Source organism: Bradyrhizobium genomosp. III (assembly GCF_000261705.1).
In the GTDB taxonomy this organism is placed as follows: Bacteria; Pseudomonadota; Alphaproteobacteria; order Rhizobiales; family Xanthobacteraceae; genus Bradyrhizobium; species Bradyrhizobium ottawaense.
In genome coordinates this window covers 1-16,569 of record NZ_AJQF01000214.1, presented here as the reverse complement: position 1 = coordinate 16,569, position 16,569 = coordinate 1, and the positions used below count along the sequence as shown (strand labels likewise).

Annotated in this window: 13 protein-coding genes and 1 tRNA gene; 5 read left to right on the top strand and 9 right to left on the bottom strand. The window is 58.2% G+C overall.

Features of this window, described 5'->3' with window-relative positions:
- Positions 1-3: 3 nt before the first annotated feature.
- A complete protein-coding gene (locus IC66_RS0118575) occupies positions 4-744 on the top strand; it encodes an SDR family oxidoreductase (protein ID WP_038948617.1) in 741 nt (246 codons plus the stop codon).
- Between the two features lie 61 nt (positions 745-805).
- On the opposite strand, the gene IC66_RS0118570 is transcribed toward IC66_RS0118575, so the two are convergent.
- Positions 806-1,771, bottom strand: coding sequence for a complex I NDUFA9 subunit family protein (locus IC66_RS0118570; protein WP_028139442.1), 966 nt, complete (start codon positions 1,769-1,771; stop codon positions 806-808).
- A gap of 151 nt (positions 1,772-1,922) precedes the next feature.
- Between IC66_RS0118570 and IC66_RS0118565 the strand changes: the two genes are divergently transcribed.
- Positions 1,923-2,009: transfer RNA gene (locus tag IC66_RS0118565), tRNA-Leu, on the top strand.
- 88 nt (positions 2,010-2,097) lie between these two features.
- Complete coding sequence (locus IC66_RS0118560) at positions 2,098-3,756, top strand: tyrosine-type recombinase/integrase (protein ID WP_244429125.1); 1,659 nt, start codon at positions 2,098-2,100, stop codon at positions 3,754-3,756.
- Positions 3,757-4,052: 296 nt separating this feature from the next.
- Here the strand turns inward: IC66_RS0118560 and IC66_RS43490 are convergent, their stop codons facing one another.
- Positions 4,053-4,253, bottom strand: a complete 201-nt coding sequence (locus tag IC66_RS43490; protein ID WP_083859304.1) for a hypothetical protein — start codon at positions 4,251-4,253, stop codon at positions 4,053-4,055.
- 779 nt (positions 4,254-5,032) lie between these two features.
- Here IC66_RS43490 and IC66_RS0118545 point away from each other — a divergent pair.
- A complete protein-coding gene (locus IC66_RS0118545; RefSeq protein WP_038948614.1) occupies positions 5,033-5,725 on the top strand; it encodes a Crp/Fnr family transcriptional regulator in 693 nt (230 codons plus the stop codon).
- Positions 5,726-6,405: 680 nt separating this feature from the next.
- Here the strand turns inward: IC66_RS0118545 and IC66_RS42595 are convergent.
- From IC66_RS42595 to IC66_RS0118515, 5 genes are all read right to left on the bottom strand, one after another.
- Positions 6,406-7,671, bottom strand: coding sequence for a hypothetical protein (locus IC66_RS42595; RefSeq protein WP_157158068.1), 1,266 nt, complete (start codon positions 7,669-7,671; stop codon positions 6,406-6,408).
- Between the two features lie 154 nt (positions 7,672-7,825).
- Positions 7,826-8,305: a hypothetical protein gene (locus IC66_RS43485; RefSeq protein WP_244429124.1), complete on the bottom strand. Its 480-nt coding sequence runs from the start codon at positions 8,303-8,305 to the stop codon at positions 7,826-7,828.
- A gap of 316 nt (positions 8,306-8,621) precedes the next feature.
- Positions 8,622-9,320 carry a hypothetical protein gene (locus IC66_RS0118525; RefSeq protein ID WP_157158067.1) on the bottom strand — a complete coding sequence of 233 codons (699 nt, stop codon included), beginning with the start codon at positions 9,318-9,320 and terminating at the stop codon, positions 8,622-8,624.
- A gap of 23 nt (positions 9,321-9,343) precedes the next feature.
- On the bottom strand, positions 9,344-9,955 hold the full coding sequence (locus tag IC66_RS0118520) for a recombinase family protein (RefSeq protein ID WP_038948610.1): 612 nt from the start codon (positions 9,953-9,955) through the stop codon (positions 9,344-9,346).
- Positions 9,952-10,377: a hypothetical protein gene (locus tag IC66_RS0118515; RefSeq protein ID WP_038948609.1), complete on the bottom strand. Its 426-nt coding sequence runs from the start codon at positions 10,375-10,377 to the stop codon at positions 9,952-9,954. The genes IC66_RS0118520 and IC66_RS0118515 overlap by 4 nt, the downstream gene beginning before the upstream one ends.
- 536 nt (positions 10,378-10,913) lie before the next feature.
- Between IC66_RS0118515 and IC66_RS0118510 the strand changes: the two genes are divergently transcribed.
- On the top strand, positions 10,914-12,392 hold the full coding sequence (locus IC66_RS0118510; protein WP_202948581.1) for a DUF4041 domain-containing protein: 1,479 nt from the start codon (positions 10,914-10,916) through the stop codon (positions 12,390-12,392).
- A gap of 48 nt (positions 12,393-12,440) precedes the next feature.
- Here the strand turns inward: IC66_RS0118510 and IC66_RS0118505 are convergent, their stop codons facing one another.
- Together IC66_RS0118505 and IC66_RS0118500 are read right to left on the bottom strand one after the other, a co-directional pair.
- Positions 12,441-14,657 (bottom strand): DEAD/DEAH box helicase, encoded by a 2,217-nt coding sequence (locus tag IC66_RS0118505; RefSeq protein WP_162131334.1) that lies wholly within the window; start codon positions 14,655-14,657, stop codon positions 12,441-12,443.
- Between the two features lie 314 nt (positions 14,658-14,971).
- Positions 14,972-15,949: a HamA C-terminal domain-containing protein gene (locus tag IC66_RS0118500; protein WP_157158066.1), complete on the bottom strand. Its 978-nt coding sequence runs from the start codon at positions 15,947-15,949 to the stop codon at positions 14,972-14,974.
- Positions 15,950-16,569: the final 620 nt, after the last annotated feature.

The window sequence follows — 16,569 nt, the reverse complement described above, 5'->3', positions numbered from 1 at the left end:
GCCGTGACGTCACGCAAATCTGTCTTGGTGCTCGGCGGCTCCTCCGACATCGGCCGCGCCGCCGCGCGTGCCTTCGCCAAAGCCGGCTACGATGTCGGCCTCGCAGGCCGCGACGTCGCCGCGCTGGAGCCTGACGCGGCCGATCTGCGCGCGCGTTACGCGATCGACGTCGGTCTCTACAAATTCGATGTGCTCGACACCGCCTCATTCGAGGGCTTTGTGAGCGGCCTGCCGGCATTGCCCGATGTCGTCATCTCGATCGTCGGCCTGCTCGGTATGCAGCAGAATGCCGAGAGCGATCTCGTCCACGCCACCGCGATCATGCGTTCGAACTACGAAGGCCCCTCGCTGATCCTCGGCCTGTTCGCCGAAAAATTCTTAGGCCGCGGCAGCGGCACGCTTATCGGCGTGTCGTCCGTGGCCGGCGATCGCGGCCGGGCCTCGAACTATGTCTATGGCTCGGCCAAGGCCGGCTTCTCCGCTTTCCTGTCGGGCTTGCGCGCCCGCGCCAGCCTTGGCGGCGTGCATGTCGTCACCGTCAAGCCCGGCTTCGTCCGCACCAAGATGACTGATGGCATGAAGCTGATCGGCCCGCTCACCGTCGAAGCGCCGGTGGTTGGCGATGCCATTCTCCGGGCAGTCGAGAACAAGACCGACGTCGTCTATGTCAGCGGCAAATGGCGCCTCGTGATGCTGATCATCAAGACGCTGCCGGAAGCGGTGTTCAAGAAGCTGAAGTTTTGAGGCTGTAGCCGCGGCGGCGGGTCTGCTCCCTCTCCCGCAAGCGGGAGAGGTGACACCCACCTCACACGCTCATACGCTGGAACTGACCGGCGGCGCGGAAGCGCCAGAGATATTGCGGGGCGATCGCCTCCAGCGAATCGCCTGTTATGCCGAGCCCTTCCAGCGTCAGGCTGGCGGCCTTCGCCGCATCCGACACGACATTGTCACGCTCGAGCATCGTGACCTGGTCCGGCGTCAGCTTGAAGGCGCCCGGCGCGAATTGCAGGAAGTTCGCCTGGAAGCGGGCGAGGCCGAACGGCAGCGGGATCAGCGCCGGCTTGCGCGCGGTGATCTCGAGGATGGCCTCGATGATCTCGCGCATGGTCAGCACTTCCGGCCCGCCGAGCTCGTAGGTCGCGCCCGCCTTGGCCTTGCCGTCGACGGCGTCCGCGATCGCGGTGGCGACGTCGCCGACATAGACCGGCTGCATCCTGGTCTCGCCGCCGATCAGCGGCAGCACCGGCGACATCCGGGCCAGCGCGGCGAACCGGTTGGTGAACTGGTCCTCGGGGCCGAACATCACGGAGGGGCGGAAGATCGTGGCCGAGGGCACCGCAGCCGACACCGCGGCTTCGCCGGCCGCCTTGGCCTTGGCATAGCGCGAGGGCGATTCGGCATCGGCCCCGATCGCCGAGACATGCACCAGGCGGGCGCCGGCCGCGGCCGCTGCCTTGGCGACCGTTTCGGCACCCCTGGCCTGGACGGCGTCAAAGGTCTGCGCGCCGCCCTCGGTGAGGACGCCCACGAGGTTGATGACGACGTGCGAATCACGCAGCGCCGCCTCGACCGAGGCCGGATAGCGCAAATTGGCCTGCACGGTGTGGACCTGCCCGACCTTGCCGGAGGGCTGGAGGTATCCGGCCAGTTCCGGCCGCCGCACCGCGACCCGGACCCGGTAATCGCGCTTGCACAGCGCGCGGACGACATTCCGGCCCAAAAACCCCGATCCGCCGAAAACCGTGACGAGCGTGTCCAGATTCGATGCCATGGGAGCCGTTCCTGCGGAAAAGAGTGCGTCTTGTCAGGCTTGTATCGGGCCGGTTTGCGATGCGCAATCGGCATCCCCAAACCCGGGTCACGCATGAATTGACAACGGCGTCACCGAACCGTAGTAACCGCCTCCGTGCCCCAAACGGCATGCCCAGGTGGTGGAATTGGTAGACGCGCTGGCTTCAGGTGCCAGTGGCTTAACGGCCGTGAAGGTTCGAGTCCTTTCCTGGGCACCATGCTTTTCTGGATCGCAAACAAATCCAGATAGATAAGCCCTTTCAGAGTGTTGCGTTGGCCCCGACTGTGTAACAATGGGGTGTAACATTGCTGTTCAGGGTTGTTCGGCCGATGCGCCGGGACGGGTCTCGCTTTCCTCTTTTCGTGCAGCGCATTCCGGCTGATGTCCGACGCAAAGCAGTCGGTTTCGAACTGGCGATTCCGCTCGGTGATAGCTTCGTTTTTGTGACGCTTCGCGAGGGCGCTCAGGCAGTCCGGTTCTCCCTTCGCACCACAGACCCCAGCGAGATCAAGACCCGTCAGGCGCTCGCGGCGGCCTATCTGGAATCCGTCTGGGCAGCGCTCCGCAATGATGCCCCTGTGCATCTGAGCCACCGACAGGCGACGGCCTTGGCGGGCGAACTCTATCGCGTTTGGGCGGACAGCGAGAGCCGCGCCCGGAGTGTCGCCATGGTGCACACGCCCGGAGTTGGCTGGGCGCCAGACACCGACAGTCAGGACGAGCAAGAAGCTCAATGGGCGGCCGTCGTGGCGATGTGGGAGAAGGTCGGCAAGGATGGCGACCCCAAGCACTTGGAAAAGCCGCTTGGCCCTATCGTGGATCGCCTCTTGCTGACCAAGGGCATTCGCCGCGTGGACAGCGAAACGCGCGCCATGTTGCTGGTCGCTTTTTGGATGGCGTTGCGGGACGCTTTCATGAGCCGTCAGCGCAATGCGGGAGGGGACTATGCGCCGGACCTCAAGGCCGCCCGCTTCCCGGACTGGCAGGCGCCTGAAAGGGCACTGAAGGAAAAGCCAAAGCGGGGCGCCTCCAAGAACTCCCTCACCGGGTTGGTCGAGGACTGGTGGAAGGAAGCCAAGCTGGCAGGGCGCAAGCAGAGCACCTATGAGAGCTATCGCAACTCGATGGCGCGTCTTGTGACATTCCTGAAGCATGACACCGCGAGCCGAGTGACACCGGAGGACATCGTTTGCTTCAAGGATTATCGCGTGCAGAGCGGCGTTAGCCCGAAGACCGTGAAGGACAGCGATCTCGCGGGCCTGAAGACACTGTTCGGGTGGGCGGTGGTCAATCGTAGGCTGCCCAGCAATCCGGCCGAAGGGATCACCATCAAGGTCGGCAAGCCGCGCAAGCTCCGGCCCAAGGGGTTCTATGATTCGGAGGCTATCGCCATCCTGAGGCACGCTCGCGAGTTCGTGCCGGGCCGGGAGGCCCCGAAGCTGGCGGCGGCAAAGCGGTGGGTGCCGTGGCTATGTGCTTTCACGGGTGCCCGCGTGGGCGAGATGATCCAAATTCGCAAGGAGGACCTGCGGCGCGAAGGCAAGCTCTGGGTGCTGCATGTCACGCCTGAGGCGGGGCCGGTGAAGACTGATGAGGCGCGTGATGTCGTGCTCCATCGGCAGATCACCGAGGAAGGCTTCTTGGAGTTCTATGAGAAGTCGAAGGGCGGCTATCTGTTCATCGATCCCAAGGCCGGTGAGCTAGGGGTGCGCAACGCGGTGAAGACGGTGCGAAATAAGGTCAATGAGTTTGTTCGCGAGGTGGTGAAGGACAAGAACGTTGATCCTAGCCACGGCTGGCGCCATCGCTTCAAGACGGTGGGCATTGATCAAGGCGTCGAGATGCGCGTGCTGGACGCCATACAGGGGCATGCGCCGCGCAGTGTCTCGGAGGGCTACGGAGATGTGACCATCAAGGCTAAGGCGAATGCTATTGCGAGGTTCCCGGCACTCGACGTCGCCTAAGCCACCGTAAGCCGACAAAACCCTTCGGTCCTGCAAGGTCTTTAAGGCCAGAAGCGGTATCTGACACGTGGATGGAAAGAGGCACCAATTGATGTGGCCTTACTCTCGGCGGCGATCACCTTCGGCATTCTGTGCCAGCTTTATCCACTCGCCGGCCAGCGCAACCACGCCTCTTTGTCGAGCGGGTTAACCGCCTGCTCGCCACTGACGGCACTCGTCGGCTTGAGCGCGGAACCGAGCAACATCCTGCTCTGACATCCCATCGGCACAGTCCAGACTGCCTCCTGCTACGACGCTCACTTTGGCGATTGTAGCCCGGGCGAGTTTAGCCATTCGCTGATGTGTGCGCCGGTCTCGGCTTGCCGGGCTTTGCGGATCGCCCGCTCCCGCTCGATACCTGGTGGAAGCGATTTGGCTTCATCGCGCAAGCGCAGCGCTTGTTCGGAAAGGCGTTCTTCAAGGGATGTGGTTTGCTTGATGCGGCGTCTTAGCTGCATGGCGCGAGTCTCCTTTCCGGAGAAGGAGGCGGGAGCGCTTATGGCGTTCTCATCACCGATAGATACCAATGGCCACGCGATGATCAATGCAATCTGTCATGTGCGGCGCCAGATATATGGTCAATCTTGATCACCCTCGAAAAGTTAATGAAGAACGAGATTAGGACAGATCCGTCGCATTCGGGCGATAAGCGGTGGTCGAGGCAATGTGGCTCGACAGTCCGATTTGCCGGCGAGAGAGATTATCTCGGGCTCAAGTATTCTTCGGCCTAGGACCAGAGGCGGACAGCCTGAGGTCATCGTTAGCGGGAGTCGCCTCGCCGTCTCCGAGTCTTATCAGCCATCGTCCGGGCCCGGCGTTCGCTTCCGCAAGCACCTGGTCAGGTAACACCGAGGGGCAACGTTCGCCGCGTTGCGCTAGCTCGATGACCCTCGCAGCGATGGTCTCACGAGCCCGCGCGTCGCCATTGACATGAAGATAATCGCAAACTTCCTCACAAGCTAGGGACATCGCCTCAATATCGTTGGGCTCGAATGCGCCGGCTGATACGAACGGAAGGATGACACCCATAATTCAGCTCCTCGCTTACAGGGACGCCTTGGTTCGGCATCTCCATAACGAACGAGACTGCGCACATTTGGAGCCGAAGTCTGAGCTTTAGTGCTCACTTGGCCGCCGGCGAAACGTGCCACTACACTGCCACTGGCATCCGGCCGGGTTTTCCTGATGATCGGTTTGCCCTAGAATGTAAGCCAGTTGATAATTAAAGGCGGGAAGCGTGGCCAAGGCAACGAAGAAGCAGCCCTTCGACGTCCAGGAGTTCCTCCACACCGTGGCCTCGGGGAGGACCGTTTCAAACTATCGGAAGAATCGGAAGGTCTTCTCTCAGGGAGACCCCGGTGATGCGGTCTTCTACATTCAGGAGGGCAAGGTCAAGGTCTGCGTCGTCTCCGAGCAGGGCAAGGAGGCGGTCGTCGCGCTCCACGGAAATGGGGACTTCTTCGGTGAGAGCTGCCTAAATGGGCATCCGCTGCGGGTGGCGACGGTCGTGACGGTGACGGAGTGCGTCATCATGCGGCTCGAAAAGGCAGCTATCGTGCGTGTGCTTCATGACGAGCCGAAGTTCTCTGAGATGTTCATGGCTCACCTCTTGTCGAGAAACGCCCGAGTCGAGGAGGACTTGGTCGACCAACTTTTTAATTCCAGTGAAAAGCGTTTGGCGAGGGTGCTCCTCCTGATGGCCAACTTCGGGAAGGAGAGTAAGCCAGAGCCGGTCATAGCGAAGATAAGCCAAGAGACACTCGCGGAGATGGTCGGGACCACAAGGTCGCGCGTCAGCATGTTCATGAACAAGTTCCGCAAGCTTGGGTTCATCAAATACAACGGATCACTGGAGGTCCATAATTCCCTGCTGAACGTGGTATTGCACGACAGTCCTCACTTGAGGAACCGTGCCGAAAAGGACAGGTAACCTAAACCCTGCCGACATTGCCTCTCTGGCCTATGTGCAGAGAGGGGCACCCGCAACTGTTGGCCCGTGCCCTGAAGACGACCCCTGATCGCTTACTGGTGCCCTAGAAGAGGACCCTGGGTTAGTCCCGAATCTCGTCCGGTGTGTCAGGCAGGTCACTTTTAGCACCGGACCTCAAGTTGGCTTTGAAGAGGACCGTTGATTTAGCGCAATGACTACTGTCGTCCTCTTACCAAGTCTTAGGCATGGATGAGCCCGAGCCCGAGAAACGTCCGACGCCCAAGCCGACGCGCTTGGAGGAGGCTCGACGCATCATCGAGGAATATGCCGATGACCTCCGCGAGATCATTAGGAAGCTGCGTCAGAGGATGAATTGAGGCCGCCTTGGTCCGTGCACATGGTTCGGCCCTATGGAGGAGACGGGAAAATAGTCCCTTTCGGGGGCCATGTAGGAGGGTGGTGGTCACTCACCCGAGCTTGGAGGTGACCCTTCAGGGTTGGTGAAGGCTGACCCTTGCAGGACGCACTAAGGGTGACAATGGAGGAGGGGGTGGTGCCGCCCTTTCACTTGAAGGTAGCCTAGAGTCTGCTGCGATGAACCTGCGAGTTTGAACCCTCTGAGTTCCCCCTTCTAGCTGCTATAGAGGAACGGTAAGCTGAACCGTCGCGACAAGCGTCATTCATCTCACGGCGAATTGAATTTCAACCGGGACATCGGCGCCGATAGCCCGCCTAGCCTCCGCCCGCATTACTGTCGCCGCCACTTCTACGTCGCTTCTAGGCACGGCCACGGCGTCGTGAATTGGAAGAGAAAACACGCCGCGCCTGAATAAGGCCAGCGTTACAGCCACAATGAGATCGCCTTCAATCCGCATGAAGCGGAGGCCGTGCCCCCGTTCGAACAAATGAGCGATCGGTGCGTGCTTATCTTTGATTGCTTGAATGGCGTCGCTAGGCTTTGTCCCTCGCTGAAAGGCGCTGCGTATTTGGGCCACCTCGGCAAGCGTTGCCCCCGGCCATTGTTTGAGTGGTGCCCTTCGAAAGAAAAGTGCGTTGACCAATTTTTTGCGGGCGTCGCGCAGCGGCTTCCAGCCTGGCCTAAGGGTGTCCTGCCCGGTTAGGTCGTAGAGGTCGCCGGGCACTGGCGTTGAACCAGCGTCTGCATATGCAATCCGAAGAAACAGCTGGCCGTAGTCGACCAGACCGATGCCCTGACCCGCGATGCGAAGGTGCTTGAACCGGTCCGGCCTTGGCATGGTCTGCCAAAAACCGCCGAATAGTCTACCGCCTTCGTGCCACGAGCCGTTGAAAATCCGCCTTAGGCTCAGGTGGTGCAATGTCATCAAACTCGCCATCGCCGCTCCGGGGCGTTCGCTGACATGCGCCATCGCGGTTCGATAGCATTCGATAGGCGCTTCGAGGATTGCTGCGTTGATGCTCCGCACATCTTCAGCAAGAGAATCAAGCCGGTCTTTATCTATCGCGCTCGCGCTACGAGTTGGCATCGCATCGGTATCATCATCCTCGGTCGGCTTGTCTCTGCTACCACTCTTGAGGACCAACACCTCAGTATTGTTTTCAAGTCGTAACGCATTCCACTTGATCTGGCCCAACGATAAGCGCTCACGAAGTTTCGGCGTGGCTTGGATCGTCGTGGGGCCGCGATAGGGGTAGCCCTTTACTTTGGTGATGAGCCCCAGCCCGGTCATCAGGTCTATTACCTTGCGAGCGGGCTTGCCGAAGATCGGAGTAAGTTGCGAAGCGGAGTTCGCCAACGTAACTGCGAGGGGCCTTTCGGGAGCGGCCAGCGAGACCGCCAGTAGATTGCACGCTATGCACTCAATGGCGAGGTGGAACGTGGTTTCATCTCTCGGCCGGCGGCGGCGCTGTCTTGGCGGCTCTTGCTTCGTCAGCAATTCGATAAGCCGGGCGACCTCTTGCTGCAACGAAGGTGCCGCGGCACGCCAGCGGGGCTCGCAGCGTATCGGAACCAGCCGGCGCCGCTTTGGGCCGGGCGTGATGTAACCGGGCAGGTGCTTCAAGATGTGTGCACCGCCACCGTCGGGTGTGATCTCTCGCAAAAGTGTCATCAGGAAATTTTCAGGGATGGGCGTGATGGCCGCCCGGAAGGGCGAATTTGAGCGGGTTTGTAATGGCAGGATGGGCGCCGTATCTAGCAACCTTGTGCGCAACCACCGCAGCCAGGTGCTTCTCGATCACCCACCCACTCTCGCGCTCGATCATTCCACCGAGATAGCGCAGCACGCGGCCGGCACTTCGCGGATAGGCTTGTTTTGTGGCGCGGCGAACTCGGCCATCTGCTCCGATAAACGTCCATGGCCGGTAAACACTGGCGAGCCGATGACAGCCTTTGGCGATGGCCACGATGCGCCATTCCCTGATCCGGTGAACGACCTGAGGCGCCTCTTCAATAAGTGAGTGCACCGCGATCGTGACGGCAAGAAGCCGCTCGGGATGGATGCCAGCTTCCCGGAGCCTCGCTAGGGCGATTCTGGCGCGGCGCTCTGCGGGAACGCCACGGAGCCGCGACGCGATCTCGGCCGGACCAGCCGACGCCATGAGAACTCCTAGGGCGGCGAGCGCGTGGCTGACGTAGGGATCAGCTCGATTCAAGCTGATGAACGAACGAGCTGCTCGAACATAGGGTCTGAGGGCAGTAGCCGCCGGGGTTGCGCACCATGCAGACCCATGCCGCTGCCTGTGAAGCAAATGCTTGCGGCAAAGGGTGGCGCTCAATCCCTGTTTCGCGGCGCGTGCTGTCGGCCGCCCACATCCGATCATAGTGCATCTTAGAAAGTGATCGTCGGCGTCCGAGTTAACACGCGCTTTGAGTTTGCCGATGCGCTTACGCCGCCCGTGCGGGGAGCGGGCCATCTTACTCACCGGCCTTCAAATCATGAACTGCACTGTGCATCGCATCAGCAACAGCTACCGCGCGGCGCAAGAGTGCCTCATAGTCCGCAACATTCAGGCCCAGGAATCTATCTGCGCCATGGGTTGCTAGTTGCCGCGCGAAAAGCTCAACCGCAAATGCGATGGAATCCTCGCGCCCGCGAGAGTGAGACCGCGTCATCTGTCCCAGCTTTCTGACGACGCGCTTGGCGATCGCTTTAAGGCCGGCGCGGCGATAGTCGAGATGGGCGTCCGGGGTCCTGCGTGTTTGTCGGACATCTGACGCTGGCGGCGGATTCATGATGATTCGGCGAAGGGAGTGATTGCCCACCTTCCCAACGGGACCGACATACGCAAGGAAGTAGTAACGAGCGTATTTCGAGCGGTCGAATCGGAAGCGAGCCCCAGCTAACAACATCACCAGCATCAACGCATAATCCCATGGATCGAAGTATCGCTCCCGTCGCTCCTCATCCGGTGCATCAAGGTCCTCGATTTTGGCGGCAACGAATGGAGTTCCGAGATTAAATAAATCTTCCCCATCAGCTCTTGCCTCAAGGATGCAGCCAAATGGCTTGGCAAGGCGACTCGCGTCGGGCAGCTCTTTGCGACGACCTGCAAGGAAGTCTTCGGCTGGGCCTAGATAGTCCAGACATCGTTTGAGGATCGCATCCGCGTCCACGATATTTACTCGGGCTAGCACATTCATTCTGCTGCACTCACGCTTGATGCTTGGCGGTCACGAACCCGGAGCACCGTTCCCACCCCGACATGGAGACTTCGCGCGATGCGCCGCACGCCTTGCCCTTCGGCGAGGAGGGACCTGATGTTCGCTTCCTTTCCATCGTCTATAGGCTTCCGGCCCAACTTGGTGCCGGCGGCCTTTGCTCTCGATAGGCCTGCGATCACGCGCTCGCGGATCACCGCACGTTCAAATTCTGCGAAGACGCCCAGCATCTGAAACATCGCCTTGCCGGACGAGGTGGAAGTGTCGAGGCCCTGCTGATGCAGGAACAAGTCGACGCTCTTTGCGTGCAGGTCCTTCAGCACCTCAATGAGTTCGATGAGCGACCGACCTAATCGGTCAACGGACCATGCAGCCACGATGTCGATCTCGCGTCGATTGACCGCTTTCATCATGGCAGCCAGAGCGGGCCTGTGGTCGCGCCCTTTGGACCCGGAGACGCCTGCGTCTTCGAAGACATGCACGACCTGCCAACCGCTGCGCTCGGCTACTGCCATAAGTTCACGCCGCTGGTTTTCGACGGTCTGCTCCACGGTGGAGACACGGAGATAGATTGCGACGCGCTTGGTCATGATTGGTCCTCCCCCCGCGTCTTACGGAGATGGTCAATCACGTGTTCTTCGCCGGTCTCCGGATCGCGGTATTTCCAGTTGTGCCAAGCGTTCTCGTGCTTCCCGTTGTTGACCGCTTGGCTGAGCTTGTGGAGCGAATGGAATGACTGCCCTGTGGCAGGCATAAACCACCGGTCGAATTGGGCGATGGCCTCGACCTTGTGCCCCTTGTAGGTCCGATAAATCCGCTGGCCCTGGGGGAAGTGCACGCCGCTGCGCTCGTCGTAAAAGCCACCCATGCGACCTCCGGCCGACTCAGGAGCCGTTTGAGGTGGCAATCCCAGAATGCGTCTCAGGATCGCGTCTTCGGTTTCCTCTCCATCTTGGCGGGCCTGCCAGATGGCGGCGAATACATCAGTCGAAAGCGAAATACTGCGCATCATCTCCTCCAATCTCGAAATCTATCTATAGAAGAGATTTAGAGATTTCAAGATAGATTTGCGCTCGTTGCGGTGTTCCGAAGACAAGTGATTTCCGAACCATGGGGAGCAATTGGAAAAACCCAGCAAAATCAGCACGACCAACGCCCCCCATCGGCAGGGGTTTTCGGAACACTTGCTCGCGGGCAGGAGGGCCAATGACTGCCAGCCGAGGGCTCGATCAGCTAGGCGCAACTCAAGAGAGATCGCCTGAGTAAAACGACTCACGCAGTGGCGGTGATGGCGCGCGAGCGTGCCAATGGCCGCACGGAGCAGGAGCGCCGAAGTCCGGGAAGCGGCGCTGAACGATGTGTCAGAAATTGGTGAGGGGCATGGGGGGAAAGCTCGTCGCCGACGCCACGAGGTGACCTCTTAGTTTTTCGACCCTCGCGCAGTTTTCGCCCGGAGCGCAGGAGAGCGGCCGGAGCAACCGGAAACCCTGATGCCCGCACTGAATTACCGCGCTGTTTCGCGAGGCTGATTCATGGACCTTTGGCGAGTTGCGCGAGACTGCAACCATTAGTAGTTTGGAAAAAGCAAACGGTTTCCTATCCAAGTCATTCGCGAAGAGATTGATGTCTAGCAACGCCATATCCGTCCCCTTTTTTGGAGCTCGAAAGCTTGCCCGGCGACTGTCGGCGGAGGTGGACGACTTGCAAGCGCGATTGAGCGCTGAGGAAGCGAAGACGCAAAAGCTTGCCGAAATTGGACGCAGCTTGGTTGCGGACGCGAAAGCGATCCAGGCAGAACGTGATCAAGCGCTGGCGCAACTTGCTGAACTGGGCGGACTGTCAATCTTGGAGCTAGAGAAGCGAAAGCAGGAAACGCAAACTGAAATCGCGAAGCTAGATGCGCTTGTCGCGTCATCCAAAGAGCAGGTTGAAGCAGCTAGCCGTCTGGTCGATGCCAAAAACGAAGAAGCTCGTCAGATCGTGGTAGAGACAAGGGAAGCAGTCATACTCCAAGAAGTCGGCATTTATGACTACCGCCACCCCCTATCCGATGCGGTCGCATATCAGCAGGCGCTCGAGCGATTGCAGGCATCGATTAAGTCCGCAACGAAGCGCGATGGCGGCGCGATACTAGCTACCACTGACTGGACGGTGAATGGCTCGGCCCAGGAAGGCCGAAAGATGGTGCAAGATTTCTCCAAACTGATGTTGCGGGCGTTCAATGCCGAGGCCGATACTTTGGTGCGGGGCCACAAACCTTATAAACTCGATAGCGCATTAGAGCGCCTTCGCAAGGTCGAGGAAATCATCAAGCGTCTTGGCGCGACAATGCAAATTCAAATATCCCCTGCATACTACCAGCTTCGCGTCGACGAGTTGGCATTGACTGCTGATTTTCTCCAGAAGCAAGCGGAGGAAAAGGAGGCTGAACGCCAGGAGCGGGAGCGCCTGCGAGAGGAACGGAAAGCGCAGCAGGAGATGGAGCGCGAGCGGGCCAAATTGGAAAAAGAAAAGCAACACTACTCAAATGCATTGGCGGCTTTGGAAGCCAACGGCGACACTGAAGGATCACAGAGGCTGCGTGAGCAGCTTGCAGAGGTTGACCAGGCGATCGAGAGTGTCGACGCGCGTGCCGCCAACATTCGAGCCGGATATGTTTACGTCATCTCCAACATAGGCTCCTTCGGTGAGCAGATGGTGAAGGTTGGAATGACCCGCCGCCTTGACCCGATGGATCGCATAAAGGAACTCAGTGACGCCTCCGTGCCCTTTAATTTTGATGTTCACGCGCTTTTCTTCTCGAATGATGCTGTAGGAATAGAGGCAGCACTTCATGGGCGACTCGGAGATCTCCGCGTCAACACCGTCAATCGCCGTCGCGAATTCTTTAAGGCGACTCCGCTCCAGGTTAAAAAGCATCTTCACGCTCTTACAGGTGAATTGCTTGAGTTCACGGAGGTGGCGGAGGCCCTTGAGTATCGACAGACGCTGCATCTTGCCGCTACAGGGGAAATTGCAAGCCCTTAGCGACCCGATGACGAGCAGCCGGCTATTAATCCTTCTTTAGGAGCGTCTTTACTGCCCGACTATCGATTGCACCTCAGCCAGGAGAAGAGCAGACAAGCCTAATGTTTCTAGCGGACGAGAGCGGAGCCACTCTTTAGCGCCGGCCACATCCATGTCCTTGCGTGCAGCCTGTTCGTTAAGCTTCATGGCTGCAACGCGCGATAACCCAAGCGAAATGAAGCTGATCATTGTTCTGTCAGATGCGCCGATCTCTAGATAGAGCGGCAATGAGGGGATACTGCTCACAAAATCTGCGTGTCCAGAGCTCTGCAGCGCGTAAACAAGCAGGTTGTGGTAACATCCAAAGAGCCGAACTGCTTGAAACCGTATCTGTCCTTCGATTAGATCGAGAGTTTCGCGGATCGTGGTTCGGGCGGTCTTCTTAGGGTTGCGCCTGATCTGTTCGTCGATGATCTGCGGTAACGATAGTCCTGACATCCATTTTACTGCCACTACAGCATGGAATCTGTGAAGATTCCTCGTCGTGTCGATGCCAAGTATCAATTCATGGCACAGTTTCAAAATCGCAGCGTAAGAATCGAAAGCTCCTGGCTCCCGGGGATGTTTTGGGATCAACGCTTTTGCGGCGTCAGGTCCTTGCTTGATCGTTGAAGTCAACCGATCGAAGAGAAGCTGCTGCTTGTGTGCTGATATATTCGGCGTTCTTCGTATAATCTGCGCGGGGATACTCACATTCAGTTCCGCCGAACCGAGGGCTTTCGAAATGGCGATTGCCTGCGTGCTATCAGAATGCAAGCCAACCCTCTCAAGTGTGGCCAGGAGTCCGCCGAGTTTGTGATCAGAATATAGACGCACGAATGTGGTTTCGAGGTCTAGTTCGTCCCCACGTGAAACTCTCTTACTATCGCCAATCATATCTAGTAACTGAGACTCTCTCTCGCGAATGCTAGTCTCAAGGGCCGGGACGACTACAGAGTCTTTTGGGCCGTCCAAAGGCTTCTTCTTCCAATGATCGTAATCGATCAGAAATATGTTCCCCTGAAACTCGCGCCGCAAGCGGCCAGCTCTCCCAGACAAATTCCAAAAATCGGTCGATTCGAGCGGCTTTCTGCGCCCCTTCTCCGGCAGGCACATGAAAATGTTTTTGGCCGGGAGATTGACGCCCTGAAGCAAAGTGCTTGTGCAGACCAAGTAATCGATCTCTCCACTGGCCGCAGCGCTCTCAATGGCCCGACGGATTTGTGTCGGTATATTCGAATAGTGAAAGGCGACCCCGCGCTTAACGCATTCGGCTAACACGAACTGCGGGTGAACCGCCTCGCTGGCCAGTTCCGCGAGGCCTAGTTGGGTAGCGCTCGGCTCGCGATCAGAGAGGAGATCGGCTAACTGAATTGCGATGTCCTCAGCTTCGGCGGGCCCATTCGCATACACGATGTTGGATTGGTTCCGGCCCAGTGCGGCAGATACGTGAACAAGCTTGTCGATCCGGCTAGCGGTCGTTTGATTCAGCTGAGTTCTTGCGACTTCGTGGGCGGGCTGCGAGCCGTCCCCCATCGTTTGAATGACTAGCTTGCCATTGGTGGCCGACAGAATTTCCACGGTTACGAAGTTTTGGGCCACCGTTGGTTCGATGGAAGAGAATTGGGCGACATCGGGCAATCCAAAGAGCCGTCCGAAGACATCCAAATTACGAATGGTCGGACTCGCGAAGAGAGCTTGAGCATTGGAATTACGTGCGAGCAGTTCATCGACGACCCATTGCAAGAGAATGCCCCGCGAGCCGTCCGCAATAGAGTGCGCTTCGTCAACAATTATGGTGGATGCGTTGAAGTGGGGATGGGAATTTAGAATCAGCTGAACGCGCTCCTGCGTCATCACATATATTGTGCGGCCTAGCAGTTCGGCCTCGGCTTCGATAGGAACAGTGACAATATTTGGAGTGGGAAGATTCAAATCCCGGAATTGCTTCGCCACGTCATCGGCAACCTGGGCAATCAGCGCCCGTGTGGGAACAATGTAAACAACCGAATCCGATGCACTAGGCGTTAACAACGAGGACAGATAGGCCTGTAATACGAACGTTTTACCTGCCGAGGTTGGGGCTGCTAACGCAACGCGCCGCCGCGCGGTCAAGTTAGTCCAAAGGCGGTATTGAAAGTCTGTGAGGCAAACGCGCCGTTCATTGAACTCAATGGTTCTCGCGTCAACGGAGTTGATCTCTTCAGCAGCAAGCGAAAACGGTAGGGAGGATAGCGCCTCTTTCACTTGAGCGCGCGTTTCCAACGATGGAAAATTGCCCAATCGGGCTAAGACGACTCTCAGGGCTTGGTCGAGTGGGTAGTGCTCGGTCCCGAACAGTTCATAGGCGCAAGTCGCGATCCTAAAAGCGGACCTTCTATGATCGTCGTTCGTAGAACATGCGAGTATGGCAGCGGCCTGCATCAGTCGTCGTGGTTCGCATTCCTCGATCCCGCCCGGTGTCCCGATTCCTATGTCTTTCGAGAGCCAAGCGAGTTCTACGCGTTTCGATGCCGCGTGAAACTTGGGATTGCCCCAAACTTGGTCCGCGAGAGATTGTATCATTCCTTCCAACCAATCTTTTTCTGAAAAAGATCTCTGAGCGCCTTAACGGAAGGGAGAGGGAGGAAGAAAAGCTCAATCGGCCGGTCGGCAAGCCCCGCCGCTTTCAGCTTTTGTGCAGCGTCCTGGGCGGCTTTACTCAGTGCGCTTTCGGCAAGCTTGCAGAATTTTTCGTCCGCTTTGTCGCCATCGGCTGCGCTGATCTTCTTGAACGCGTCGAAGTCGAAACCGATAAGGCAGGTCGTAACGTCGTGCCGCTCGTTGAATGAATCATCGTATGGGTCGAGGTGTCTCAATATCGCTGCTTTTCCGATGTCGTCGAGGCCGGAGAAATCGATGTTTCGCTGCACAAGCTCCAGTTCATGGCGCAGCTTCTCCGGGTCTAGCGCGTCTGTGATGGACTCGACTGCGGCCGAGATCGCTTGCCCAACGTTTCCGTAGAGCTTGGATTCGCCCCAATAGAGAAGGAGTTTGGATGTCTTCGGGCAATAACGTGCGTGGACTCCATCCGCCCCATGAACGGGCATCTCGCGATTTGTCTTCAGCGACATTTTAGCAATGAGCTGCGGAGCCCCGATTATCCACTCAGTCAAAAGGAATAGGATAAGTTCTCCCGCTTCACCATTCCTGTTAGTCGCTTCGTTCGCCCTCTTAAAAAGGCTTACGGCAGACTGAAACAATTGGGAGGTTCTGAATGAGAAATCCTCTGCTGAGATTTTGCCATACTGTTCGTAAACCTTCGCGATCTCGGAGCGAGGCAAGGCAAACGGCGTCAGATAGTGGACGAGCGCATCGACGAGTTCCTGAACAGTCGCAGCGCCTTGTCTGAATGCTGGATAATGGAGATGAAGGGTAACTCCCTCCCATTCACCCTTTACCGAATGTGAAGCCCTACGAATTCGAGGGGAAAGCTTCGAGTAGTCCCGCTGGAGGGCAGCTAGAATGGAATCCAGATCGTGAGTGCTGCGGGGCTTCAAAAAGATTTCTCTGGCTCGATTCTTTTGAGTTAATCAACCCAAAGATACACGGAAGACGTGTAGGCACCATTGCCTTTTAGTTCCGTTCACCTCCAAATGCACACGTTTCGGGCACGCCGATCGATACCCGCGAGTTACACGAGTGTGTAACAATCGCTCTCATCACTTGAAAATATATAACAAAATCAATACCTTTTGCGTCTGCCTATGCAATCCTTTCCTGGGCACCACCCCCAACCCAAGTGGTTGAAATCGCTCATTTGCAGGGAATTTGAGCCGCTGACCGGTACACAAAACCGAGGCACAGCGCTCATGGCGTACCGAATGGCCTAGATCGATCGTCGGGTCGACTCAGATCGCCGGCGAGCTTGAGGCGGCTGGCTTTGTCAGTCGCTTAGGCAAGCGCTACGCGCCGACAGCCGTTGCCCGGGTGCCAGGTGAGCTACGAACGACGTCCACTGCGCTCGCGGCCGAAGCCGTCGTCGCTAGGTGGGAAAAGGTCGGCAAAGCTGATGACCCCAAGAGCCTGAGAGGTCTCAGTGCTCGTTGACCGCGGCGCCGAGCTTGATCAGGCTCAGCGAGCGGTTCGCGGTCTCACGCAGGCGGCAGTAGCTCGCGCC

Bases quoted from the DNA above. Each gene is read 5' to 3' on its own strand.
- IC66_RS43485 (WP_244429124.1), bottom strand. From the start codon at position 8,305: ATGGCGTCGGCTGGTCCGGCCGAGATCGCGTCGCGGCTCCGTGGCGTT.
- IC66_RS0118570 (WP_028139442.1), bottom strand. From the start codon at position 1,771: ATGGCATCGAATCTGGACACGCTCGTCACGGTTTTCGGCGGATCGGGG.
- IC66_RS43490 (WP_083859304.1), bottom strand. From the start codon at position 4,253: ATGCAGCTAAGACGCCGCATCAAGCAAACCACATCCCTTGAAGAACGC.
- IC66_RS0118520 (WP_038948610.1), bottom strand. From the start codon at position 9,955: ATGACCAAGCGCGTCGCAATCTATCTCCGTGTCTCCACCGTGGAGCAG.
- IC66_RS0118515 (WP_038948609.1), bottom strand. From the start codon at position 10,377: ATGATGCGCAGTATTTCGCTTTCGACTGATGTATTCGCCGCCATCTGG.